Annotated in this window: 19 protein-coding genes; 8 read left to right on the top strand and 11 right to left on the bottom strand. The window is 75.2% G+C overall.

Annotated features, from left to right (window positions below; all coding sequences use genetic code 11):
• The first annotated feature begins 21 nt into the window (after window positions 1-21).
• Complete coding sequence (locus tag JD78_RS10120; protein WP_166521104.1) at window positions 22-3303, top strand: AfsR/SARP family transcriptional regulator; 3282 nt, start codon at window positions 22-24, stop codon at window positions 3301-3303.
• Here JD78_RS10120 and JD78_RS10115 read toward each other — a convergent pair.
• Window positions 3285-4094, bottom strand: a complete 810-nt coding sequence (locus tag JD78_RS10115) for an ABC transporter permease (RefSeq protein WP_153355834.1) — start codon at window positions 4092-4094, stop codon at window positions 3285-3287. The genes JD78_RS10120 and JD78_RS10115 overlap by 19 nt on opposite strands.
• The gene (locus tag JD78_RS10110; RefSeq protein ID WP_153355837.1) at window positions 4091-5059 is read right to left on the bottom strand and encodes an ATP-binding cassette domain-containing protein; all 969 of its coding nucleotides are present in this window, start codon (window positions 5057-5059) and stop codon (window positions 4091-4093) included. Before JD78_RS10110 ends, JD78_RS10115 begins: the two co-directional genes overlap by 4 nt.
• A 134-nt stretch (window positions 5060-5193) precedes the next feature.
• Between JD78_RS10110 and JD78_RS10105 the strand changes: the two genes are divergently transcribed.
• Together JD78_RS10105 and pip are read left to right on the top strand one after the other, a co-directional pair.
• Window positions 5194-5526 carry a TraR/DksA family transcriptional regulator gene (locus JD78_RS10105; protein ID WP_153355840.1) on the top strand — a complete coding sequence of 111 codons (333 nt, stop codon included), beginning with the start codon at window positions 5194-5196 and terminating at the stop codon, window positions 5524-5526.
• A 124-nt stretch (window positions 5527-5650) separates the two neighbouring features.
• On the top strand, window positions 5651-6610 hold the full coding sequence (pip, locus tag JD78_RS10100; RefSeq protein ID WP_153355843.1) for a prolyl aminopeptidase: 960 nt from the start codon (window positions 5651-5653) through the stop codon (window positions 6608-6610).
• 24 nt (window positions 6611-6634) lie between these two features.
• Here the strand turns inward: pip and JD78_RS10095 are convergent, their stop codons facing one another.
• Window positions 6635-8053 carry a M1 family aminopeptidase gene (locus tag JD78_RS10095; RefSeq protein ID WP_153355846.1) on the bottom strand — a complete coding sequence of 473 codons (1419 nt, stop codon included), beginning with the start codon at window positions 8051-8053 and terminating at the stop codon, window positions 6635-6637.
• Window positions 8054-8805: 752 nt separating this feature from the next.
• Here JD78_RS10095 and JD78_RS10085 point away from each other — a divergent pair.
• Window positions 8806-9525, top strand: coding sequence for a hypothetical protein (locus JD78_RS10085; RefSeq protein WP_153355849.1), 720 nt, complete (start codon window positions 8806-8808; stop codon window positions 9523-9525).
• 77 nt (window positions 9526-9602) lie between these two features.
• On the opposite strand, the gene JD78_RS10080 is transcribed toward JD78_RS10085, so the two are convergent.
• The 3 genes from JD78_RS10080 to JD78_RS10070 are packed head-to-tail and all read right to left on the bottom strand — an operon-like array spanning window position 9603 to window position 15876.
• Window positions 9603-10307, bottom strand: coding sequence for a BPL-N domain-containing protein (locus JD78_RS10080; protein ID WP_153355852.1), 705 nt, complete (start codon window positions 10305-10307; stop codon window positions 9603-9605).
• 2 nt (window positions 10308-10309) lie between these two features.
• Window positions 10310-11704 carry a heparan-alpha-glucosaminide N-acetyltransferase domain-containing protein gene (locus tag JD78_RS10075; RefSeq protein WP_153355855.1) on the bottom strand — a complete coding sequence of 465 codons (1395 nt, stop codon included), beginning with the start codon at window positions 11702-11704 and terminating at the stop codon, window positions 10310-10312.
• Window positions 11705-11706: 2 nt separating this feature from the next.
• Window positions 11707-15876, bottom strand: a complete 4170-nt coding sequence (locus JD78_RS10070) for a Pls/PosA family non-ribosomal peptide synthetase (protein WP_153355858.1) — start codon at window positions 15874-15876, stop codon at window positions 11707-11709.
• A gap of 168 nt (window positions 15877-16044) precedes the next feature.
• Between JD78_RS10070 and JD78_RS10065 the strand changes: the two genes are divergently transcribed.
• Window positions 16045-16905, top strand: a complete 861-nt coding sequence (locus JD78_RS10065) for a 4'-phosphopantetheinyl transferase family protein (protein ID WP_166521103.1) — start codon at window positions 16045-16047, stop codon at window positions 16903-16905.
• A 172-nt stretch (window positions 16906-17077) separates the two neighbouring features.
• On the top strand, window positions 17078-17686 hold the full coding sequence (locus JD78_RS10060) for a TPM domain-containing protein (RefSeq protein WP_166521102.1): 609 nt from the start codon (window positions 17078-17080) through the stop codon (window positions 17684-17686).
• Window positions 17687-17742: 56 nt separating this feature from the next.
• On the opposite strand, the gene JD78_RS10055 is transcribed toward JD78_RS10060, so the two are convergent.
• The 5 genes from JD78_RS10055 to JD78_RS10035 are packed head-to-tail and all read right to left on the bottom strand — an operon-like array spanning window position 17743 to window position 22591.
• Window positions 17743-18678 (bottom strand): glycosyltransferase family 2 protein, encoded by a 936-nt coding sequence (locus JD78_RS10055; protein WP_153355867.1) that lies wholly within the window; start codon window positions 18676-18678, stop codon window positions 17743-17745.
• Window positions 18675-19532 carry a glycosyltransferase family 2 protein gene (locus JD78_RS10050; protein WP_228394863.1) on the bottom strand — a complete coding sequence of 286 codons (858 nt, stop codon included), beginning with the start codon at window positions 19530-19532 and terminating at the stop codon, window positions 18675-18677. Before JD78_RS10050 ends, JD78_RS10055 begins: the two co-directional genes overlap by 4 nt.
• A 29-nt stretch (window positions 19533-19561) precedes the next feature.
• Entirely contained in the window at window positions 19562-20620 is a 1059-nt protein-coding gene (locus JD78_RS10045; RefSeq protein ID WP_153355870.1) for a prenyltransferase, read from the bottom strand.
• Window positions 20613-21335, bottom strand: coding sequence for a class I SAM-dependent methyltransferase (locus JD78_RS10040; protein ID WP_153355873.1), 723 nt, complete (start codon window positions 21333-21335; stop codon window positions 20613-20615). Before JD78_RS10040 ends, JD78_RS10045 begins: the two co-directional genes overlap by 8 nt.
• Window positions 21329-22591 (bottom strand): glycosyltransferase family 4 protein, encoded by a 1263-nt coding sequence (locus JD78_RS10035; protein WP_153355876.1) that lies wholly within the window; start codon window positions 22589-22591, stop codon window positions 21329-21331. The genes JD78_RS10040 and JD78_RS10035 overlap by 7 nt, the downstream gene beginning before the upstream one ends.
• Window positions 22592-22681: 90 nt before the next feature.
• On the opposite strand from JD78_RS10035, the gene JD78_RS10030 reads away from it, so the two are divergent.
• Window positions 22682-22975 (top strand): Dabb family protein, encoded by a 294-nt coding sequence (locus tag JD78_RS10030; protein WP_153355879.1) that lies wholly within the window; start codon window positions 22682-22684, stop codon window positions 22973-22975.
• 105 nt (window positions 22976-23080) lie between these two features.
• Entirely contained in the window at window positions 23081-24145 is a 1065-nt protein-coding gene (locus JD78_RS10025) for a DUF4192 domain-containing protein (RefSeq protein WP_153355882.1), read from the top strand.
• Window positions 24146-24179: the final 34 nt, after the last annotated feature.

Here is a 24179-nt window from a genome sequence, read left to right as displayed (position 1 = left end):
CCCGCGGGGCGGTGGAGGACGATGGCCGCCGTGCCCGTCCGCATCTGCCTCCTCGGCCCGGTCGCCGTCACCGACGACGGCCGGCCGGTCGACGTCGGTGGCCCCCGGGCCCGCGCGCTGCTGGCCCGGCTGTCCCTGGACCCCGGCCGGGTGGTCGGCGCCGACGAGCTGCTGGCCGCGGTCTGGGAGGAGGACCTGCCGGCGGCGCCGGGCAACGCCCTGCAGGCGCTGGTCTCCCGGTTGCGCCGTGCGTTGCCCGACGTGCCGGTGCGCGCCGCCGGGCACGGCTACCTGCTCGACGTCGCCCCGGCGGCCGTCGACGCCACCGAGTGGGAGCAGCTGCTCGCCCGGGCCCGGCAGGCGACCGACCCGCGGCTCGTCGTGGAGCTGCTCGAGCAGGCCGAGGCGCTGTGGCGCGGGCCCGCGCTGGCCGACCTCCGGGACCTCGCCTTCACCGCCGCCCCCGTCGCCCGCTGGACCGAGCTGCGGCTGACCGCCACCGAGCAGCGGCTGGCCGCGGTGCTCACCACCGGCTCGGCCGCCGCGGCGCTGGCCGAGCTCGACGAGCTGGTCACCGCGCACCCGCTGCGGGAGCCGTTCTGCCGGCTGCAGGTGCGGGCGCTGCGGCTGCTCGGCCGCCCCGCCGAGGCGCTGGCCGCCTACGAGCGGTGCCGCGCGGCGCTGGCCGAGGAGCTCGGTCTGGACCCCTCACCCGAGCTCCGCGCCGAGCAGCTGGCCGTGCTGCGGGCCGAGCCGCCGGCACCGGCGTCCCGGCCGGGCACGGCGCTGCGCACCCCGCTGACCAGCTTCCGCGGGCGGGACGACGAGCTGTCCGCGGTCGCCGCGCTGCTCGACGGCGCCCGGCTGGTGACGCTGCTCGGGCCGGGTGGGGCGGGCAAGACCCGGCTGGCGCTGGAGGCGGCGCACCGCCGCGCCGCCGGGGTCCGGGACGGCGTGTGGTGGGTGGAGCTGGCGCCGGTGGCCGACGCTCGGCTGCTGCCGGCGGCGGTGCTGTCGGCGGTCGGCCAGCGCGAGGGCACCTCGCTGGAGCGGGTGCCCACGATGGTCGAGGCCGGGGCCCGGTTGCAGGAGACGTTCAGCGACCGGCGGGCGCTGCTGGTGCTGGACAACTGCGAGCACCTGGTGGCCGCGGTGGCGGCGCTGACCGACGACCTGCTGGCGCACTGCCCCGGGCTGCAGGTGCTCACCACGAGCCGGGAGCCGCTGGGCGTGCCCGGGGAGGCGGTGCTGCCGGTCGGGCCGCTGGAGGTGCCCGCGCCCGGCGACGAGGCGGCCGCTGACGCCCCCGTGGTCCGGTTGCTCGCCGACCGGGCCGCCGCCGTCCGGCCGGACTTCGCCGTCACCGCCGCGACCCTGCCCGCCGTGCTGGAGGTCTGCCGCCGGCTGGACGGGATGCCGCTGGCGCTGGAGCTGGCCGCGGCGCGGCTGCGGACGCTGTCCATCGGGCAGATCGCCGCCCGGCTCGACGACCGGTTCGCCCTGCTCACCGGCGGCAGCCGGGTCGCCCTGCCCCGGCACCAGACGCTGCGCGCGGTCGTCGAGTGGAGCTGGGAGGCGCTGGACGAGCGCGAGCAGGCGGTGGCCCGGCGGCTGTCGGTGTTCGCCGGGGGCGCCACCCTGGACACCGCCGAGCAGGTCTGCGCCGACCCCGGCTGGGGCCGCGGCGCGGTGCTCGACGCGATCACCGGGCTGGTGGAGAAGTCGATGCTGCTGGCCGTCGAGGACCCCGAGGGCGGCGGCATCCGGTACCGGATGCTGGAGACCATCCGGGCCTGGTCCGCCGAGCAGCTCACCGCCGCGAGGGAGCGGGCGGCGGTTGAGGCCGCGCAGGCCACCTGGTGCCTGGCCTTCGTCGACGAGCACGACCCGCAGCTGCGGGGGCCGGGCCAGCTGGTGGCGATGGCCCGGATGCGCGCCGAGCACGACGACCTGCTGGCCGTGTTCCAGCGTGCGGTCGCCGCCGGCGACGGGGACCTCGCCGTCCACCTCGGAGCCCGGCTGAGCTGGTTCTGGCAGCTCACCGGCCGCCAGGTGGCCGCCGGCCGGTGGGTGACCCAGGCGCTGACCGCACCGGGTGGGCCACCGGCGCTGCGCGCGGCCTGCCGGGCCTTCAGCGCGATGGGCAGCGCCGAGTTCGGGAACTGGCAGGACGCCGTGCCGGAACTGCGGCGGGTCGCCGAGCTGCCACCGGAGCACACCCACCGGTCGGCGGAGCCGCTGGGCGCCGTCGCCTGGGCGATCGCCACCGTCTTCAGCGGTGGGCTGCGGTCCGTCGAGGGGCTGGAGCTGCTGGCCGACCACCCCGACCCCTGGGTGGTCGCTGCCGCGCACGCGATGCGGGCACAGGTGGCGGAGAACATCGGTCAGCTGGACGGGCTGGAGGCCGACCTGCGCGAGGCCTACGACGCGTTCACCCGGATCGGCGACCGGTGGGGCCGTTCCCTCGCCTCGTCCGCCCTGGGTCAGCTGGCGCTGGTGGACGGCGACAGCAGCGCCGCCGTCCGCTGGTTCTCCGGGGCGCTGGAGCTGTCCGAGCAGCTGGGCACCGACGACGACACCCCCTTGATGCGGGTCCGGCTGGCGCAGGCGCACGCGCTGGCCGGTGACCTCGCCCGGGCGGAGGCCGACATCGCGGGGGTGCTGGCCGAACTCGGCCGGGACGGCGGCGGCATGCAGCTGGCGATGGCGGAGTCCGCGGCCGGTGAGCTCGCCCTGCTGGCCGGGCGGCTGGCGGACGCCGAACGGTGGCACGCCCAGGCGCTGGAGCACGTCCGGGACGCCGGTTCCGGCCCGCCGCAGATCGAGGCGATGGTCCAGGACGGCACCGCCCTCACGCTGGCTGCCCGGGCCGAGGCCCTGGCGGGGGCGGACCCGGAGGCGGCGACGCGCCTGCTGGACGAGGCGCACCGGCGGCTGACGACCGCGCTGCGCCTGGCCGTCGAGGCCGCCGGCGACATGCCGATCGCCGCCGGCGTCGTCTCGGCGCTGGCCGCCGTCGCCCGGGTGGGCGGCGACCCGGTGCGGGCGGCGGACCTGCTCGGCCGGGCGAGCGCGGTCCGCGGCCGACGCGACCGCGGCAACGCGCTCGCCAACGTCACGGAGGCGCGGCTGCAGGCCGAGCTGGGGGAGGCCCGGTTCGAGCAGCTGCGGGCCGCCGGTGAGGCCGTTCCCCGGGAGGAGGTGCTCGCCGCCCTCGGGGTGGACCCGACCGGCGGCTGGCTGCCGGTCCCGCTGCCGGACGGGTCCGACCCGGGGGCGAGGGCTCACACCCGGCGCCGGTAGGCCCGCATCGCCAACGGCACGAAGACCACCAGCAGCAGCGCCGCCCAGCCCGCCGTCCAGGCCAGCGGCTCGGCCACCGGCCCGCCCAGCAGCAGCCCGCGGACGACCTCGATCAGGTGGGTCACCGGGTTGTTGCGGGTGAACGCCTGCAGCCAGCCGGGGAGCGTGTCGGCGTCCACCAGGGCGTTGCTGCCGAACACCAGCGGGAACATCGCCAGGAAGCCGATGCCCTGCACGGCGCCGGGGGAGCGGACGACCAGGCCGATCCAGACGAACACCCAGGACAGGCACATCGCGAACGCGATCGCCACCAGCACCGCGAGCGCGGCCGCCGGGAGCCCCTCCGTCGTCCGGAAGCCGAGGGCGGTGACGAAGGCCAGCAGCACCCCGACGGCCGTGACGTAGCGGACGACGTCGGCGAGCACCGCACCGACCAGCGGCGCGGACCGGGCGATCGGCAGGCTGCGGAACCGGTCGAACACGCCCTTGCTGATGTCGCTGTTCAGCGCGGTGCCGATGCCGGCGGTGGCGAACAGCAGGGTCTGGGCCATGATCCCGGGCACCAGGTAGGTCAGGTAGTCGCGCCAGTCGCCGGAGATCGCGCCGCCGAAGACGAACACGAACAGCACGGTGAAGACGATCGGCTGCAGGCTGACGTCCATCAGCGCCTCGGGCTGGTGGCGGATCGTCACCACGTTGCGCCAGGCCAGGGTCAGCGACTGCTGCACCGCGGAGCCGTGCCGCTCGGTGGCGGACGGTGTCGCGATCGGGGCGGTCAGGGTGGTGCTCATGCCAGGGCCTCCTCGGCGGTGGGCGTGGTCTGCTCGGCCGGGCGGCCGGTGAGGGCGAAGAAGACGTCGTCGAGGCTGGGCAACCGGACGGCGAGCTCGGAGACGCCGATCCCGGCCACCGTGAGCTGGTCCAGCACCGCACCGAGCAGCGCTTCGTCGGGGACGGGGACCGCGGCGGTGCCGCGGGAGTCGGTGGTGGGGACGGCGCCGGTGACCTGCTCCAGGACCTGCAGGACCACCGGCTGGTCGGCCCGGTCGCGGGGGCGCACGGTCAGCGTCTGCGCGCCGGTGCGGTGCTTGAGCTCGTCGCTGGTGCCGTGGGCGACGACGGTGCCCCCGTCGATGACGACGATGTCGTCGGCGAGCTCGTCGGCCTCCTCCAGGTACTGCGTGGTCAGCAGCACGGTCGTGCCGTCGTCGACCAGGCCGCGCACGGTGTCCCAGACCTCGGTGCGGCTGCGCGGGTCCAGACCGGTGGTCGGCTCGTCCAGGAACAGCACCCGCGGCCGGTTGACCAGGCTCGCCGCCAGGTCCAGGCGCCGGCGCATGCCGCCGGAGTAGGTCCTGGCCGAGCGGCTGCCGGCGTCGGTGAGGCTGAACCGGGCCAGCAGGTCGGTGGCCCGGGCGTGCGCCTCGGGGCGGCTCAGCCCCAGCAGCCGGCCGATCATGACCAGGTTCTGCCGGCCGGTGAGGTCCTCGTCGACCGAGGCGTACTGGCCGGTGAGGCCGATGAGCTCGCGGACCCGGCCCGGTTCGCCGACGACGTCGTGCCCGCAGATCCGCGCACTGCCGGCGTCCGGGCGCAGCAGGGTGGCCAGCACCCGGACGGCGGTGGTCTTGCCCGCACCGTTGGGGCCCAGCACGCCGAGGACCGAGCCGGCCCGGGCGCTGAGGTCCACCCCGTCCAGCGCCCGGGTGGTGCCGTAGCTCAGCTCGAGGCCGACGGCCTCGATGGTGTTCTCCATGTGTTCCTCCGGAGTCGTGGTGACGTCGGACAGGTTCGGCCGCAGCGCTGACGCGCCGCCGATGCGGCGCTGACGGCGGCTGACGGGCGCTGACGGGCGCTGACGGTGTCGGTGGGGGAGAGGACGATGGACCGGTGACGGTGACCGAGGACCTGACCCGCGCCCGGGCGGAGGCGCTCGCCCAGATCGCGGCGCTCACCCGCGAGTTCGACGAGGTGGTGGCGGCGTCCGCGGCGTCGAACGCCGACGACGAGCACGACCCGGAGGGCGCGACCATCGCGTTCGAGCGGCAGCAGCTCGCCGCGCTGCTGGAGTCCGCGCACCGGCGGCTGGCCGACGTCGACGACGCGCTGGCCCGCGCCGCCGCCGGCGACTACGGCCGGTGCGCGAGCTGCGGGGGACCCATCGGCGCCGAGCGGCTGGCCGCCCGCCCGCAGGCCCGCACCTGCATCACCTGCGCCGCCTGACGCCGTCCCCCGGTGTCGATCATGGGCGTCCGGTCGCGGGACACGCCGTCGGCCGCGGGTCGGACGGCGATACGCCCATGATCAACAGATCGAGGCGCCGTTCCGTGCGCCTACGCTGCGCCGGGTGAGCGACCGCCGTCACCCGCCGATCGAGCCGTACGCGACCGCGAGGCTCGACGTAGGGGACGGTCACTCGCTGCACTACGAGGTGAGCGGCAACCCGGCGGGCAAGCCCGCGGTGCTGCTGCACGGCGGCCCCGGCTCGGGCAGCTCACCGGGCACCCGGCGGCAGTTCGACCCCGCCCGCTACCGGATCGTGCAGTTCGACCAGCGCAACGCCGGGCGCAGCACTCCCTGGGCCGGGCAGTCGGAGGTCGACCTGTCCACGAACACGACCCCGCACCTGGTCGCCGACCTGGAACGGCTGCGGGCGCACCTGGGCATCGAGCGGTGGCTCGTGCACGGCGGCTCGTGGGGCGTGACGCTCGGGCTGGCGTACGCGCAGGCCCACCCCGAGCGGGTCACCGAGCTGGTGCTGGGCGCGATCACCTCGGGTGACCGCTGGCTGCTGCACTGGATCACCCGGGACATGGGGCGGGTGTTCCCGCGCGAGTGGGAACGGTTCCGGGACCACCTGCCGCCCGCCGAACGGGACGGCGACCTGGCCGCGGCCTACAGCCGGCTGCTGCACGACCCCGACCCGGCGGTCCGGGCGGCCGCCGCCCACGAGTGGTGCCGGTGGGAGGACACGCACGTCTCGCTGGCCGGCGGGTTCGCCCCCGACCTGTCCGGGGCGGATCCGGCGTTCCAGCTCTGCTTCGCCCGGCTGGTCACCCACTACTGGGGCAACGGCTGCTTCCTCGACGACGGCCAGTTGCTGCGGAACGCGCACCGCCTGGCCGGTATCCCGGGGGTGCTGGTGCACGGACGCCTGGACGTCAGTGGCCCGCTGGACGTCGCGTGGCAGCTGCACCGGGCATGGGCGGGCAGTCAGCTCGTGGTCCTCGACGATGCCGGGCACGGTGGCGGGAGCATGGGGGACGCCGTGACCGCAGCCCTCGACCGGTTCGCCGCCGGAGGATGACCGGCAGGGCCGGGGGCACCCGGGTCAGGGCAGCGCGCCGATGTCCTCCAGCGCGGCGATCACCTCGGGCAGCGCCGCGAAGGCCTCCGCGACGTCGTCCGGGGTGGCGATCGAGTAGGCGTTGGCGCGGATGTACTCCCGCAGCGACGTGTCGAAGGCATCGGCGCCGACCTCGGCGCGAGCTGCCACCAGCGTTGCTCCACCCAGGTTGTACACGGTGTCGAAGTAGGCCGAGCTGGCGTTCGGGAACTGCTCCCAGTAGTCGATCGACGCACCCACCGCGTGCCGGGCAGCCCCGGGGACGTCGGCCAGGTCCGCCGAACCCTCACCGTGCAGCACCATCTGCGCAAAGGTCGTCAACGACTCGTCCAGCCAGGGGTGCACGCCCTGGTTGTTGCCGACCAGGCCGTAGAACCACATGTGCGCCAGCTCGTGGGAGACCAGCGCCCGGCGGAAGTCCGGGTCGACGTCACCGAACTGGATGGCACCGGGGAACTCGATGCCGCTGGTCTGGGCCGACAGCACGGAGACCCAGAGGTCGTCGTAGGGGAAGGGCCCCAGCAGCTCGACGAGGGCGCCCATCGACTCCTCGAGCCGGGCCAGCCACTCCTCCGGCGTCGCCTCGTCGACCCCTCGGTCCAGGCCGAGGTGCACCCGGACGCCGTCGATCTCCGTGGTCTCCACGTCGAGCTCGCCGACGGTCACCGCGACGTCCCGGACCGCCGGTGCGGTGAACTCGTGGACCGTCGTGCCACCCGGACCGTCGGACGTGCTGACCAGCCGCCCGGTGCCCAGCACCTCGTGGTCGGCGTCCGCGACCACCTCCAGCGAGGCGAGCTCGAAGTCCTCGCTGCTCGCCATCTCACCGGCGACGGGGACGGCTTCGTCGCGGGCCCACCCCTGCTCGCGCTCCCAGGCGAGCAACGGGAAAGCGGTGGCGAACCAGACGGCCTCGACCTGGGTGGAGCTGCCCACCCGCTCGTTCACGTCGGCACCGAGCCGGACCTGGAACTCCAGCTCGACGGTGATCTCGTCGCCGGGTTCGGCGCACTCGGCGAGCGGCACCTCCTGCAGGGTGCCGGCAGGTGCGCTCTCCGGTGCGCCGGCCGGCACGTCGCGCACCTCCGCCGGACGGCCGTCGACGACGACCTCGGACACGGTCAGTCCACTGCCCGCCCGCGCGGTCGCCGGCTTGTTGGGCCAGGAGCGGAAGACCAGCACGCAGGTGCTCAGGTCGGGGGTGAAGACCACCCGCTCCTGACCGGACACCGTCGCCAGGTCCTCGGCGATCTCGAACCGCAGGTCGACCACCGGCCGGTCCGCCCACGGCTCCGTCCACGGCGCGGCATCCGGGGCGGGTGAGGACGTCGGACGGGGAGCGGGAGAGCCGCCCGGGGAGCAGCCGGCGAGCACGGCCACCCCGGTGAAGGCGGCTCCGGTCACTGCAGCGACCGCGGCCCGACGACGAACCGCGCGCATCTCCGCCTCTCGTGACCGATGACGGGAGCACCCCGTGCACCACCATCTTCCCGGCTGCCCGCCACGTGGGCCAACCGACGTCATCGGCAGCTGACGGGTGCCGGCGACCTGCCACAGAGGTGGGTGTGACTGCTGTGGCGAACGAGGTGACTGTGGCCGCTGCGTGACCTTACGGATGCGCGGAGTGCGTGTAACGATTCGTTCCGTAATTGCTGCACACCGTTCGGCACCGCGGTACCGGACGTCCGAAAGGGTCGCCTCTTGTCCAGACGTCGCATCCGGGGTGGTGGCCGTCGCCGCCGCTTCCTGTCCGCCCTCTCCAGCCGCAGTGGCCGGCACGCGCGGAGCTGGGCCGTCGCTGCCGTCCTGTGCATGACCGCCGCCGCGGGGGCGACCACCGTCGGGGACGGGGCGACCGACCGGCCGACGGCGGGCAGCGCGGTCAGCGCGGACCGGGCACCCGGCACGGTCCAGGTCGATGCGGCCCGCGCCGAACGGCCCTCGCGGGACGCTGCCGACCGGGTCCGGCGCGGCACCCCCGCCCCGGTGCCCCCGGCGACCGCAACGACGACCTCCCCGGCTGCGCCGGCCCCAGTCCCAGCGCCGGCCCCAGCCCCAGCGCCGGCCCCTGCGCCGGCCCCAGCCCCGGCCCCTGCGCCGGCCCCGGCCCTGCGCCGGCCCCGGCCCCTGCGCCGGTTCCGGTCGCGGACACCCCGGTGCGCCAGGCGCCTGCCGCGGCGACGAGCAACCGGACCGCGTCCTTCAGCGCCGCCGGCCACACCGCGGACTACCGGATCTTCGCCGAAGGTGTGGACCCGGCGAAGCCGATCGGCCTGCTGGTGTACGCCGACGGCACCGGTGAGTACGGACTCGAGAACCCGACCCAGTCCTACGCCATCGGCGGGGCCAACGGGCTGGCCGCGGTGGCGCGGGAGCACAACATGGTCCTGCTGGCTCCGTTCAGCCCGAACCGCTCGTGCAAGTGCTGGGAGCGCGGGGACGCCCCCGGGTACGCCGCGTACCTGGCCGAGCTGATCAGCCAGACGAAGGCCCAGTTCGGCGCCGGTGAGCTGTGGTTCGCCGGCTACTCGTCGGGCGCGCAGGCAGCCACCCGCTTCGTCTTCCCGGCCCACCCGGGCCTGTGGTCCGGTGGTGGCGGGGTCATCGCCATCGGTGGGGGTGGCGCGCCGGCGGGTCGCGCTGCCATCCCGGCGGACGTGAAGGGCAAGGTCGTGATGCGCTGGGACACCGGTGCCCTGGACACCGGCGCCGGCGGCGGGTTCGACGCGCTCTCCGGCCCCTGGGGCGCCCAGGCCGGGCAGCAGTGGTATTCGGCTCAGGGGCTGAACACCCGCCTGGTCGCCCCGGCCGGGGTCGGGCACAACCGCTCGGGGCAGTTCGGCTCGATCGTGCGCACCTTCCTCGACGAGGGCTGAACCTCCGGCGGCGCGTCACCGCCACACCCACCGGCCACCGTCGCGAGCCCGCAGCTCGTGGCGGTGGCCGGAGCGCGTCAGCCGGCGGAGGTCGCCCGGTGGAGGAGCATCACCCGGTCGACGAGGTCCTGGGTGAGGTCGGCCCGCAGGTCCGCCGGCACCGGCAGGCCGCTGTCGGTGAACCAGTCGGGGGTCGCCTCGGGGTGCGGGCCGACGACGCCCACCGCGCCGGCGCCGAAGGGCGCGACCACCGCCGCGGGCAGCCCGTTCTCGTAGGTGGCCAGCACCTCGGCCGGCCCCCGGGCGGGATCCAGGTCGAACCAGGCGCCGTCCTGGAAGAACATCTCGCGGCGGCGCCCGTTCCAGATGACGGTGGCGACCGCGTCGTCGGTGTGCGTCGGCCGCGCGCCGGGGGAGGAGATGAACTGGTCGGTGTCCCCGGGGAGGAGGCCGAACCCCGGCGTCCCCCCGGCGAGGTAGCCGCCGAGGCAGAAGCCCAGGTAGCGGCCGCCCGCTGCGACGTACTCGCGGATCGCCGGGCCCCGCGTGCGCAGCTTGCGCCAGGCCCTGTCCAGCTCGCCGCCGCCGGGCTGGGCGTAGAGGGCGGCAGTGGCGAGCACGTCCGGTTCCGGTGCCAGCCGTTCCTTCGGCCCGACGAACCGCACGTCGAAGCCCCACCGGCTCCGGGAGAGGGCGCCGGCCACGGCCTCCGGGCACCCGTCCGTGGAGGCCGGACCACGGTAGACGAGGGCGAGCGGTCGGTCGCCGGGACGGGTGCCCATGATCAGTGCCCGGTGGCGGTGCGCCGCGGCTCGCCCCCGCCGAGCACCTTCCGGCGCACCGCGTCGGTGGCCCGCCAGACGAGCTCCTCGAGCGGCCCGCGCAGCCGGTGCCGGTTCCAGACGACGGCGAAGGCGACGACCAGAACCACCTGGCCGACCCAGGTGAGCACCCCACCGGGAAAGGGTGCGGCGACCAGCAGCAGGTGCGCGCCGTAGAGCGTCAGGGTCATGCTGCCGGCTGCGGCCAGCGGGAGCAGCAGCGGCTGCAGCCCCCGGCCGAGCAGCAGGCAGGCCCCCAGCACGGCCAGTGCGACCCCGATGGTGAACGCCAGGTCCAGCGGGCTGCCGCTGTGCGGCGCCATGGCCACCAGCCACCACGGGCTGTTGGTCGGCGTCGTGCCGGAGGGCCCCCAGGTCAGCGTGTCCTGGTAGACCTCGAAGTCCATGGTCTGCAGCGCGTCCGACCGCAGCCGGCTGCCCAGACCGCCGACGGTCAGCAGGAGCATCGACAGCAGGCTGGACGCCAGGGCGAGCGCCACGCCGAGCAGCATGATCATGCCGGCGACCCGCCGCGAGGAGAGCAGCGACCGCCCTACGGCCATCCCGGCGAGCAGGTAGGAGATCCAGACCAGGGCGGGGAACACCCCGGTGAGGGTCAGCCGGGACATCAGCCCCAGCGGGTCGGTGACCAGGTCGGTCAGCGTCGGGTTGCTCGCCCCGACCGGGTCGATCGCGCTGCGCGCCGCGTAGCTGACCAGCGGCATGACCAGGGCGGCCGCCGCGGCCGCGACGACCAGGCCCCGGGTGGACAGCCGGAGGAAGGGGATGGCCAGGGCGAAGAGCACGCCGTAGTAGGCCAGGATCACCGCGGCGTCGGTGACGCCGACGACGTACCCGAGGACCAGGCCGATCGCGCCGATGATCACCGCCCGGGTCAGCAGCGACAGCGCGCCGGCCCGCCAGGCCCGGCCGGTCGGCGGGCGTCGTCCACCGGTGGAGAAGGCGATGCCGACGCCGGCCAGCAGCGCGAACAACGCCGATGCCGTGCCGTTGGACAGGGCCCAGGCCAGCGACACGTCGTTGTCGGAGGTGGCCGGGTCGATGAGGTGGACCGACATCATGCCGATCAGGGCGAGGCCGCGGGCGGCGTCGATCCCGACCAGCCGCACCCGCCGTCGCCGGGGGGCCGTGGCCGCCGGACCGCCGGGAGCACCCTCGGCGGGAGGTCCGGCAGCGCCCTCGGCCGGCGTACCGGCAGCACCCTCGGCCGGCGTGCCGGCGACGTCACCGGCCGGTGCCGGTGCGCAGCTGTGCGGCAGCGCCGGGGTCGCCGGTGCGTCCGGCGGTTCGGGTGGCAGCGGGGCCACGATGTTCTGGTGCTCGCTGGTCCGGGACACCGTCACGCTCCCCTCTCGGTCGACGCGGTGCTGAGCTGCCGGCTCTCCGTCGCGGGGTTCTCGATCCCGGCGGCGTCGAGGGAGACGTCGTCCCGTACCGGCAGCGTGCTGGCCGGCGCGCGGCCAACCTTCTGGGCGGGGATGCCGCTCCACGCGGTGCCCGGGGGCAGCACCTCGCCCTTCATCACCAGCGAGAGGTCGGCGATCGTGGCGTCCTCCTCCACGATGGAGCCGTAGAGGACCACGGACTTGTCCCCGACGCTGGCCCGGTCCCGGACCACGACGTGGTCCATCTTCATCACCCGGTCCTCGAACAGGTGGGTCTGCAGCGAGGCGTTGGTGCCGACCGTGACGTCGTCGCCCAGGGTGACGAGGTCGAACTCGGTGACGTAGGTGGTGTCGACCAGCGTCCGCCGGCCGACCGTCGTCCCGTAGAGGCGCAGCAGCGGGCCGAGCAGGGGGGTGCCGGTCAGCCAGGTCAGCAGGGCGGGCACGGCGGCGGCCTCGTAGATGCCGGTGACGAACTCGGTGCGGCGGACGAAGCCGCTCCACAGCGGCCGGACGCGCGGCTGGTAGCGACCGATCACGGCCCACTTGAGCAGGGCCACCGCCACCACGACGGCGAGGCTGGACAGCAGCGCGATCAGCGGCGCGACGAGCACCGTCACGAGCAGGCCCTGGTTCGCCGCGAGCACGGAGACGCCGTACAGCGTGCCGAACATCGCCAGGGCCAGGATCGAGCTGGGCAGCACGATGCGCAGGAACTCGATCGCGTACCGGGCCCGGACCCGACGACGGCTGGGCGCGAACGTCTCCTCCTCGGTGTACCCCTCGTAGGTCTCCCGGCGCGGCAGGTTGATGGGCGGGGAGCCGAGCCACGAGCTGTCCGCCGGGGCGCCCCCGGTCGGCGGGAGGCTGCGGACGCCGATCAGCGAGCCGTCGCCCAGCCGCGACCCGGACGGGACGAAGGCGGCGTTGCCCACGAAGGCCCGGGCGCCGATCTCGGTGGTCTGGAAGGCCACGTGCCCGTTGGCGTAGGTGGCGCTGCCGACGCTGGCCATGTCGGCGACGAAGCTGCCCTCGCCGAGGGTGAGCAGGTCGGGGTCGATGTTGGCGATGGTGGAGACCTCGGCACCGCGGCCCACCTTGGTGCCCAGGGCCCGCAGCCAGATCGAGGTGTACAGGGTGGCGTACAGGCTGTTGTTGAGCGTCAGGCTCATCTCCAGCAGCTTGTCACCGAGCCACTTCTCCAGCCCCAGCTGAGAGCGCAGGTGGTGCACGCCCGGCGGGGTCTCGGTGAGGGCCAGCCGTCGGCACCCGAGGACGAGCGCGAGGGAGCCCGCCACGAAGACCGGGCCGGAGAGCGCGGTGGCGACGAGAGCGGGGCCGAGGCCGAACGTGAGCAGCACCCACCAGACGAGCCCGACCACGGGCAGCAGGACGGCGAAGGGAAGCAGCTCCAGCATGGTGATCCCGGCGGCGAAACCGGTGCGCAGCTGGCGCGACCAGGTGCGCGGGGCGCGGGCGCACCCGATCATCAGGTCGAGCACCGGGTCGGTCGTCCCAGCCGAGACCTGGGCCGGTGACCCGGTGCCGGTGGCGCCGGCGGGGACGACCTGCCCGGCCGGCAGGAGCGACTGCTCGCGCAGCACGCCACCCTCCTCGACCGCCGAGCCCGCCTCCAGCAACGACTGCGAGCCGATGGTGGCGCCCGCCCCCAGGGTGACCGTGCCGAGCGACAGGACCCCGTCGGCGATCCGGTGGCCGTGCAGCTGTGTGCCGTAGCCGACGGTCGCGCCCGGGCGCACGTCGAGCATCACCGGAAGGCTGATCTCCGCCGTTCCGATGTGGCAGTCGTCGTCGATCCGGGCGCCCGCCAGCCGCAGGTAGGTCGCCGCCCACGGGGACCCGCTGAGGACGGTCATCGGCGAGATGATCATCAGCTTCTGCACGATCCAGACCCGCAGGTGGGTCCAGCTCCACAGCGCGTGGTCACCGGGCCGCAGCCCGCGCGAGAGCAGCCGCGAGCCGACGACCGGGAGCACCCAGCGCACGAGGAGGAAGAACGCCGGCAGGACGACCACCAGCTGGGCGACCAAGGTCGTCGACGGCTCCCCGCCGTTGAGCTGGTACAGCACGGCGGCCGGCAGCAGGAACAGCAGGACGATGCCGTAGAGGCTGGCCAGCTGCGCCGAGCCGAAGGCGGAGATGCGGCCGCGCGCGGACGGCGCCGGGCGGCGGCGCGGCTCGGTGCCGGCGGCGCCGGCTCGCACGGCGTCCTCCAGCTCTGCGGCGTCCTCCAGGTGTGCGGCCAGGGAGCGGACCGTCGGGTTCCGGTAGAGCTCCAGGATGGACAACCCGGCGCCCAGGTCGCTGGAGCGCAGCGTGGAGACGATCCGAGCGGCCAGCAGGGAGTGGCCACCCAGTGCGTCGAAGAAGTCGGCATCGGCCGACACCGCGCCGGCGGGCAGCCCGAACGCCTCTTCCCACACCCCGGCGATCCAGGCTTCCACCGGCGTGTCCGGTGCCACGTGCTCCCCGGTGCTGCGCATCAGGCGCGGGCCCCGGGGTGCGGGGAGCGCCTTCCGGTCGGCCTTGCCGCTCGGCAGCATCGGGATGCTGGAGACCACGTCGAGGTAGGACGGCACCATGTACGGCGGCAGCTGGTCGAGCACCATGTCGTGCAGCTCGGCGACGAGATCGTCGGTGTCGTCCCCGGCGCGGGGGATCACGTAGGCGGCGAGCTCCCCGCCGGTGTCCGGCGCGGGCAGCAGCGTGACCACCGCGGCGGTGACCCGGTGGTGCTGCAGCAGCGTGCCCTCGATCTCGCCGAGGTCGACGCGGTGGCCGCGGACCTTGACCTCGGCATCGGCGCGCCCGAGGTACTCCAGCTCGCCGTCGGGGAGGAAGCGCCCCAGGTCGCCGGTGCGGTAGAGCCGCTCGCCGGGCGAGCCGTTCGGGTCGGGCAGGAAGCGGTCGGCGGTCAGGTCGGGTCGGTTGACGTAGCCGAGGGCAACCCCGGGGCCGCCGACGCAGATCTCGCCGACCTCGCCATTGGCCACCGGCCGTCGCTCGTCGTCCAGCAGGGTGATCCGGTACGTCGGCAACGGTCGTCCGATGGTCACTGGCTTGCCGGGGTGGAGCTCGGCCATGGTGCAGGTGACCGTGGCCTCCGTCGGACCGTAGGTGTTGAGGATTCGGCGGCCCGGGCCCCAGCGGTCGACGAGCTCGCGCGGGCAGGCCTCGCCGCCGACGTTCACCGTGCGGATCAGGGGAAGCGTGCGGTCGAGGGTGGCCAGCACCGTGGGGACGCAGTAGATCATCGTGATCTCGTGCTCGGCCAGGAAGTCGGCGAGCCCCGTGCCCACCCGCCGTCCGTCGGTGGGTCCGGCCACCAGCGCCGCCCCGACCGCCCAGGTCGGCCAGATCTCCTCGATGGAGAAGTCGAAGGCGATCGTCATGCCCTGGTAGACCCGGTCGGTCGGCTCCACGCCGTACAGCACGGGGACGATGCCGATGAAGTTGCAGATGCTGGACTGGGCGATCTCGACGCCCTTCGGGCGCCCGCTCGAGCCCGAGGTGTAGATGATGTAGGCGACCGGGTCGCCACCGGTGTCCAGGTCGGGGCGCCAGCTCGGTGCGGCTGCGAGATCGCCGCCGAGCTGGTCCAGGTACACCGGCCGGCAGGGCAGCGCACGGCAGGTCTCGGCGAACGGGGTGGTCGTGATCACCAGGCCGAGGCCGGCATCCTCGGCCTGGAACTGCACCCGGTCGGCGGGTGCCGCCGGGTCGATGGGGACGAAGGTCGCCTCCGTCTTGGTCACCGCGAGCAGCGTGACGTAGGTGTGCACCGATCGGTCCAGCAGGATGCCGACCCGCATGCCCGCCCGGACGCCGAGGCCGAGCAGGTGGTGGGCCAGCCGGTTGGCCCGCTGGTCGAGGTCGGTGTAGCTCAGTCGCTCGCCGTCGCACTCCAGTGCGGTCGCCGCGGGGTTCTGATCGCACGAACGCTCGAAGAACCCGGCGAGCCGGGTCGTGCCCTGCCGCGACGGGGACGGGGGTGCGGCGATGTTGCCCGCGAAGGAGAAGGCCCGGTCCGGGGAGTCGACCCGCTCATCGCTCGGGGAGGTGAAACCCGGGATGAAGTCCGAGGTGTCGTGCTCGGTCGTCATCGGCTCGCTCTCGCAGTTGACAATCTGGAATCCGTGTCGACGCTAGGTATCAACGGAGCGTCGTGCCACCGGTTCGTCCGGAATGGTCGACATGGCGCAAGATCATCACGTCCCGTGGTTGCCCGATGTCTGCACGTTGCATTTTCTGGAGATCGACCACGAGCGAAATTGCTCGTCGTGATCGTTCGCCTTCGAAGCGTTGAACCGTCCCGGGGGCGTCGCACGGAGGAGGGTCGGGAGGAGAGGAGGGTCGACGTGCGGATGTGCCGTCGTGCGGCCCTGCGACCGCTGGTCGCGGTGGCCACGCCCGACGAGGTGTTCCAGGGCTGCGACCCCGGCTTGCTGAGTGCGGGCGAACGGGCCCGTAGCGCCTCGATGCGGGACCCCGCCGACCGGGCGGCATACGAAGCCGCACACCTGCTGGTGCGCCGGTGCGCCGCGGCGTTGACCGGACGACCCGCGGCGGAGCTGATGGTGCGCCAGTGGTGTGCCACCTGCGGCGTGACGGGGCACGGGCGGCCCTCCCTCACCGAGGTCCCCGGCGTGCACGTCAGCTGGGCGCACACCCGGGGGGCGGTGGTCGCCACCGCTGCCTGGCACCCCGTGGGGGTGGACGTCGAGAGGATGCCGGCCGCTCCTGCCGGCGTGGCGGCTCCCGGTCCTGCCCTCGGCCTGTCCCCGGCCGAGCAGCGGCGGGTGGCGGCGGCCGTCGATCCCGCACTGCTCGGCCTCCGGTACTGGGTGCGCAAGGAGTGTCTGGTCAAGGTGGGGGTGGCGACGTTGGCCGGACTCCACGAGGTGGACCTCTCCCGGCTGGCTCGCCCGCGGCGCCGGCACGGTTGGTCGGTGAGCCGGTACGGCGACCACCGTCTGGTCGACTGGTGCGACCCGGATCGGCGCGTGCTGATCGCGGTCGCCGGTGCCGGCCCACCCGTGGTCTGCTCGGTCGCGGACCTCGCCAGGATGGGTGTCGACAGCCGGCCGGGGGCGTCGAACATCTCGGATGGTGACCAGTGTGAACAACCCTGAGTTCGCTTTTCGCTACTCAGGAGTAAGGGTTGGCGGCGTGTCGAGCAATGGCTCGACGCGGCCTCTCGTTGCCCGCCGCCACCGATCACGCTCGTGGCAGCACGTGCGTTCGTGGGCGCCGCAGATGCTGCTCGAGGAAATCATCCAATCACCGAGTGTAAGGAAGTGTCGGGTGCGCACCCGAATTGCGTTGTTCGCGGTCTCGCTGGCCGTCCTGCTGCCTGCCGGCGTGGCGGGTGCGGCACAGCCGCTGGCGCTCGACGCCCCGGTCACGGACGAGTCCGGCGTGCTCGGTACCGAGACCGCGGCGGTCGAGAAGGCCGTGGCCGAGCTCCGCTCGAGCACGGGGATCGTCCTCTCCACGGTCTTCGTGCCGTCCTTCGACGGCGAGGAGCAGGGTGCCGACTGGGCCGAGCTGACCGCTGTGGAGTCCGGGCTCGGCGATGACCAGGTGCTGCTGGCCGTGGCCACGGACGATGCCGAGTACGAGTGGTGGATCGGGGCGGAGTCGACGCTCCAGCCGAACGCCGTGGGCAGGATGGTGCGTGAGCGCGTCGAGCCCGCGGTCGTGGTGGGGGACTGGTCCGGCGCGGGGGTGGCGCTCGCCGACGGGCTGCGGTCCACCGAGATCGTCGACCCGGCGATGCCCGCGTGGTCGGCGGTCCGCACGACGGTGACGGTGGGCGCCCTGGTAGGCGCGCTCGTCGGGGTCTACCTGCTCTCCCGCCGCGGCACCCCGGTCGGCCGGGCGTCCGAGCGCACCGGGGCACGAGCGAGCTGAGCTCGCTCACCGGACGTGCGCCGACCCGCTCCGGCGTCGGTCGACCTGCCCCGGCCTCAGCTGACGTAGCGGCGGGCGGTGGACCGGTGCTGAGCGGCCTCCAGGGCGGCGAACCGTGCCTCGGCGTGCGGGGGCAGCACCCGGCGCTCCCGCACCAGCCACGGCAGCCCACGCAGCGCGGCGAGCAGGCCGCGGGCGGTCACCCGGTCTTTGGGCACGGTGCGCAGCAGGTGCAGCGTGCGGCGCAGCGCGGGCTTGAACGGCCGGCGCAGCCACGTCGTCCAGAGCGTGTTGCGGATGCCGTCGGCCCGGCGCTTGTGCGGGTCGCGGGCGGTGCTCGCCTGGTGGTGGATGGTGAGCTCGGGCAGGTAGCAGAGCTCCCAGCCGCGGGCGGCGAGGTCACCGGCCATCAGCTCCTCCTCACCGCCCAGCCACAGCCGCTCGTCGAACCCGCCGACCTCGTCGAACGCCTCGCGGCGGAGCACGCTGGCCCCGGCGAGGAAGCTGCCCAGCGCCGGGCCGGGCAGCCAGTCGGCGCCGACGACGGGGGAGTCGCGCAGCTCGGCGACGATCGGGTCCTCGGTGCCGCCCGGCTCGACCAGGATCCGCGCGGTGACCACGGCCAGCCGCGGGTGGGCGTCGAAGGCGTCGGCGGCGGCGCGCAGCGAGCCCGGATCCCACCAGGTGTCGTCGTCGCAGAAGGCGACGTAGGGGGTGTCCAGCCGGGCGACGCCGAGATTGCGGCCCACCGCGCCGAGGTTCTCCGGGCTGGCGATCAGCTCCACCCAGGTGTGCTCGCCGCGGACGGCGTCGGCGGTGCCGTCGGACGACCCGTTGTCGACCACCACCACGTGCGGCTGCTCGGGCAGCCCGCGCAGCCGGGTCAGCGCGAGCAGCAGCTCGTCACGCCGGTTGTGCGTGATGACGACGACCGCGACCCGCGGGTCGGCGCCCGCTCCCGTGGTGTCCGGCTCGACCAGTTCGCTCGTCACGACCTCAGCTCCCGTACTCCGGACATGACCGTGGTGGGCAGCACCCGGCGCCGACGCAGCGCGGCGGGCACCCGGGGCAGCGCGCCGGCGAGGCCCCGCAGACCCGGCCGCCCGGCGCGCAGCGCGCTGAGCACCTGGCCGGCGAGGTCGCGCAGCGGGTAGCGCATCAGCGCCGTCAGCACCCGGCTGCGCCACAGCCCGGCCTGCCGGACGGCGGAGGCATCCCGGCGGGTCGAGGGGTGGTGGTGCACCGTGACCTCGTCGACGTAGGCGAGCCCCCAGCCGGCGGCGGCGAGGTCCAGCGCCAGCCGCTCCTCCTCGCCGGGGAAGCGGACCACCGGGTCGAACCCGCCGGCGGCGGTGAACGCCTCGGCGCGCACCAGCGCGGCGCAGGCGACGAAGCCCAGCAGCGAGGGGCCGGGCAGGTCCGGGTCGGTGCCCAGCGGGCTGGCCGCCATCACCTCGCAGACCGGGTCCAGGCGCTCCTCCGGGCCGACCAGGATGCGCGCCGCGAGCAGCCCGAGGCGGGGGTGGGCGCGCATGATCTCCACGGCCTTCGCCAGGTCGCCCGGCGCCCACCAGGAGTCGTCGTCGGTGAAGGCGACGAACGGCGTGCCCGCGCGCTCGACGCCGACGGTGCGGGCCAGGGCGCCGGTGTTGTCCGGCAGCGGGACGACGGTGACCTCGGGGCGGGCGGCGCGGACGGCCGCCACGGTGTCGTCGGTGGAGGCGTTGTCGACCAGGACCACGGGCGCCTCGTGCCGTGGCAGGCTCGCCAGCAGGTCCTCCCGCCGGTTGCGGCTGGCGACCACGCAGGTCACCGCCGGCCGCGTGGGGTCGAGCTCGGTGATCACCTGCGCACGGTGCCCGGTACGGGGGACGATCAACCCCGGTCCTGGATCACATCGGCGACCGGGGCGTCGAGGTGCGCGGGGGAGGCGAACACCCGGCCGGCGGGGCCGGTGCCGTCGATCGCGTCGGCGGCGAGCACCACGGCGGCCGCGGTCCAGGTGGTCCGCTCCACCGGCCAGCGGGCGTCGTCGGGCCAGACGAGGCCGGTCCAGTAGGACCCGTCGTCGGCCCGCAGGTGCTGCATGGCGGCCAGTTGCGCGGCGGCGTCGTCCCGGCGTCCGCAGGCGGCCAGCGCCAGCGCCAGCTCGCAGGTCTCCGCCCCGGTGACCCAGGGGCGGTCGGCGACGCAGCGGACGCCGAGCCCGGGCACCACGAACGTGCCCCAACCGGCGGCGAGCCGCTCCTCCGCCGCGCGGCCGGTGACCGCGCCGGTGAGCACCGGGTAGTACCAGTCCATCGACCAGCGGGACCGGTCGGCGAAGACCGCGGGGTGCTCGCGCAGCGCCGTGCCCAGACCGGTCGCGGCGAGGTCCCAGTCCGGATGGGGCTCGCCGACCAGGTCGGCCAGCGCGATCCCGCAGCGCAGCGACTGGAACAGGCTGGCGTTCCCGGTGAGCAGCGCCGTGTCGTCGGGGGTGCCGTCGGGGCGCAGCGCCCAGCCGATCGCCCCGCTGGGCAGCTGCATCGCCGTCACCAGGTCCAGCGCCCGGCGGACGGCCGGCCACAGCCGGTCGACGAGGCCGGCGTCGCCGCTGGACAGCCAGCTGTGCCAGACCCCGACGGCGAGGTAGCCGGCGTGGTTGCTCTCGGTGCCGGGGGCGACGACGGCGCCGTCCCGGTACTCCGCCGCCCACGAGCCGTCGGGGCGCTGCCGGGCGGCGAGCCAGTCGTAGGCGGCCGCGGCGCGGGCGTGCTCCCCGCCGACGTCGAGGGCCATCGCCGCCTCGACGGCGTCCCAGGCGTCGAGCTGCCCGCCGCGGTACCAGGGCAGCGCGCCGTCGCCCGCCTGCTCGGCGGCGATGGCGGCCACCGTCGCGCGCACCTGGTCGGCGGAGAGCACGCCGGGCACCTCGGGGAGCCGATCAGTCACCGGTGGACCCCGGCTTCTCCGCGTAGACGACGAGGCTCTTGCCGATGAGGGGGTCCAGCAGCCGCTCGGCGGTGCGGGTCGCCCACGGGCGGTGCACGAGGTCCCAGACCAGCACCCGGTGGTAGGCCCGGGTGGCCCGGGTGTCCCGGTCGACCCCGACCGCGCACTTGAGCCACCAGTAGGGCGCGTGCAGCGCGTGCGCGTGGTGGGTGCGGGTCGGTCGGAGCCCGGCGGCGGCCAGCCGCTCCTCCAGCTGGTCGCCGCGGTAGATGCGGATGTGCCCGCCCTCGTTGGCGTGGTACTCGTCGGACAGTGCCCAGCACACCCGCTCGGGCCCGTAGCGGGGGACGGTGACCGCGACCCGGCCCCCCGGCTTGAGCACCCGGGCGATCTCGGCGATCGCCGCCCGGTCGTCGGCGATGTGCTCGAGCACCTCGGAGGCGATCACCCGGTCGACGCTGGCATCGGGCACCGGGAGGGCGCGCAGGTCGGCGCGCGTGACCTCCGCCGAGGCGCCGGCCGGGGCCTCGCCGGCGGCGGCGATGGCGTGCAGCCACGTGCGCGTGGTGGCCACCTCGGACGCGCCCCAGTCGATGGCCAGCACCGATGCGCCGCGGCGGAAAGCCTCGAAGGCGTGCCGCCCCTCGCCGCAGCCCAGGTCGAGCACCCGCATGCCCGGGCCGACGTCGAGCAGGTCGTAGTCGACGGTCAGCACGCGGGGGCGCTCCCGGCCGGTGCCCGCCGGGCGAGCACGTCCTCGTACCAGCCGGCGGTGCGCTCGGCCGTGCGACGCCAGGTGTAGTTCGCCAGGACGCGGGTGCGCCCGGCCCGCCCCAGCTGGTCCTGCAGCGAGGAGTGGTCCAGCACCAGCTGCAGCGCGCCGGCCAGCCGGTCGACGTCGCCGGCGGGCACCTGCACGCCGGCGTGCGAGCCGACCACCTCCGGCAGCGCCCCGGCGTCGGTGGTGACCAGCGGCGTGGCGCAGGCCATCGCTTCGACCGCTGGCAGCGAGAAGCCCTCGTACAGCGACGGGACCGCGACCACCGTGGCGGTCTGCAGCAGCCGCACCAGCTCGGGCTGGGGCACGGGCCCGGTGACGCGCACGGCGTCCTGCAGTCCCAGGCGGTCGAGTGCGGCGGCGGCCGGTCCACCGGGGCGGAGGGTGCCGACCACGACCAGGCGCACCTCCCGCTCGGTGCGCAGCTTGGCCACCGCCTCGAACAGCGGCACCAGCCCCTTGAGCGGCACGTCGGCGCTGGCGGTGACCAGCACGGTGGCCGGGTCGCGGGGGGTGGTGCCGGGCCGGAAGACGTCCGGGTCGATGCCGACCGGGATGACGTCGACGGCGTCGGCGGGCACCCCCATGTGCCGCTCGACGTCCCGCCGGCTGCTCTCCGAGACGGTGGTGATCCCGTCCAGCCGCCGGGCCACCCGTGCCTGCATGCCGGTGAAGGCGTACCAGCGGCGCAGGGTCAGCTGCCGCCGCAGCCCGGTGGCCGCCGCGAGTTCCAGGTCCCGGTCGATCGCCACCGGGTGGTGCACGGTGGCGACCGTGGGCAGCCCGGCGCGGCGCAGGCCGAGCAGGCCCCAGCCCAGCGACTGGTTGTCGTGCACCAGGTCGAAGTCGCCCGCGCGGCCGCGCAGCAGCCTGGCCGCCCGCAGGCTGAAGGTGAGCGGCTCGGGGAAGCCGGCGGTGCACATCGTCGTCCACTCCAGGACGTCGACCAGGTCCCGGAACTCCCGCGGCCGGGGAGTGCGGAAGGGGTCGGGCTCGCGGTAGAGGTCCAGGCTGGGCACCTCGGTCAGCGGCACCCCGTCGGCCAGCTCCGGGTAGGGCTGGCCGCTGAACACCTCGACCCGGTGGCCGAGCTCGCGGAGCTCGGCGGAGAGCGCCCGGACGTAGACGCCCTGACCGCCGCCGTGCGGCTTGCTCCGGTAGGACAGCAGTGCGACGCGCAACGACCGTCCCATGCCCGGACTCTAACCAGCGCGCCCGACGGCTCCGGCGCGGCCCGCGACCGCCCCGTCGCACCCCGCCCGGTGGCCTGGCAGGGTGCGGGCATGCTGCGCCACGTCGTGCTCTTCACCTGGAACCCCGACACCTCCCCGGAGGTCCGCCTCGCCACCCTGGAGGCGCTGCGCCGCCTGCCCGAGGAGGTCGGGGGCATGACCTCCTTCGCCGTGGGCCCGGACGCCGGCCTGGTCGACGGCAACGCCGACACCGCGCTGGTCGCCGACTTCCCCGACGTGCAGGCCTTCCGCGCCTACGCCGAGGACCCCCGGCACCTGGCAGTGATCGCCGAGCACGTGCGGCCGCACCTGGCCAGCCGGAGTGCGGTCCAGTACGAGGTGTAGCACCGCGGAGGGGCCCCGGCCGGTCGTCGTCCACAGCCGGCGGCGCCGTCCACAGTTCGTCCGGGGCCGGTCCCCGGCGGCCTCCGCCGGACCAGGGTCGTCGGCATGCCCGCAGCCGAGCGCCCGATCACCGTCCGTATCTCCGACCCCGGCGACGTCGCCGCCGCCCTGCCGCACCTGGTCGGCTTCCACCCGGCCGAGTCGCTGGTCGTGGTGGGCCTGACGGGCTCCCCGGCGCGCGCGGTCAGGGTGACCGCACGGGTCGACCTGCCGGCTCCCGAGGACCGGGAGGAGGCGGTGCAGCGCCTGGTCCGCTCGCTGTTGCGCGACGAGGTGAGCGCGGTGGTCGTCGCGGTGGTGACCGACGCGGACGACGACGCCGGGACGCTCCTCCCTCAGTTGGAGCTCGTGCACCGGGCCGTGCAGGGCTTCACCGACGTCGGGATTGCCGTCGCCGACGTGCTGCTGGTGCGGCGGGGCCGGTGGTGGTCCTACGAGCGCCCGGACCCCACCGGCACCCCGGTGCCGGCGGACACCCCGCTGGCCGCGGCCGGGGCGGTCACCGGCCAGGTGGTCGCCCCCGACCGGGCGGCGCTGGTCCGGCGGCTCGCCCCGGTGGGCTTCCTGGCGGCCGAGGGCATGTCGCGCTCCTGCGAGGAGGTCGGGCAGGTCATGGCCCGCCGGCTGCTCGGCACCGCCTGGGAGGAGGTGGCCGAGGAGTCGTGGGCGCTGCTCCGGGCGGCCGTCGACCGGTCCGGGCCCGGGTCGACCGCCCGGCTGCCCGACGCCGACGTGGCCCGGCTGGCGTGGGGCCTGCGCGACGTCGACGTGCGGGACCGGGCGATGGGGTTGTGCGCCGGGCCCTCGGCGGCAGGCGCGGAGGTGGTGTTCACCGAGCTGACCCGCCGGGCGCCGGCGCCGCTGGACGCGGCGCCGGCCACCCTGCTCGCCGTCACCGCCTGGGCCCGGGGCGCCGGGGCCCTGGCGAACGTCGCCCTGGACCGGGCGCTGAGCAGCGAGCCGACCTACCGGCTCGCGGTGCTGCTGCGGCAGGCGCTCGACGCCTGCCTGCCGCCGGCGGCGATCCGCGACCTGGTCCGCGAGGCCGCCGCGGGTCCACCGGTCGCGACCCGGGCGCGATCGGCGGCGCCGGCCTGGTGGCCCTGGTGAGAGGTCTGGTGAGACGAGGGGTGACGGCGGCGGT

It is taken from the genome of Modestobacter roseus (assembly GCF_007994135.1).
Classification (GTDB): Bacteria; Actinomycetota; Actinomycetes; order Mycobacteriales; family Geodermatophilaceae; genus Modestobacter; species Modestobacter roseus.
The sequence above is the reverse complement of the archived record's forward strand: the minus strand, read 5'-3'. Positions and strand labels throughout refer to the sequence as shown.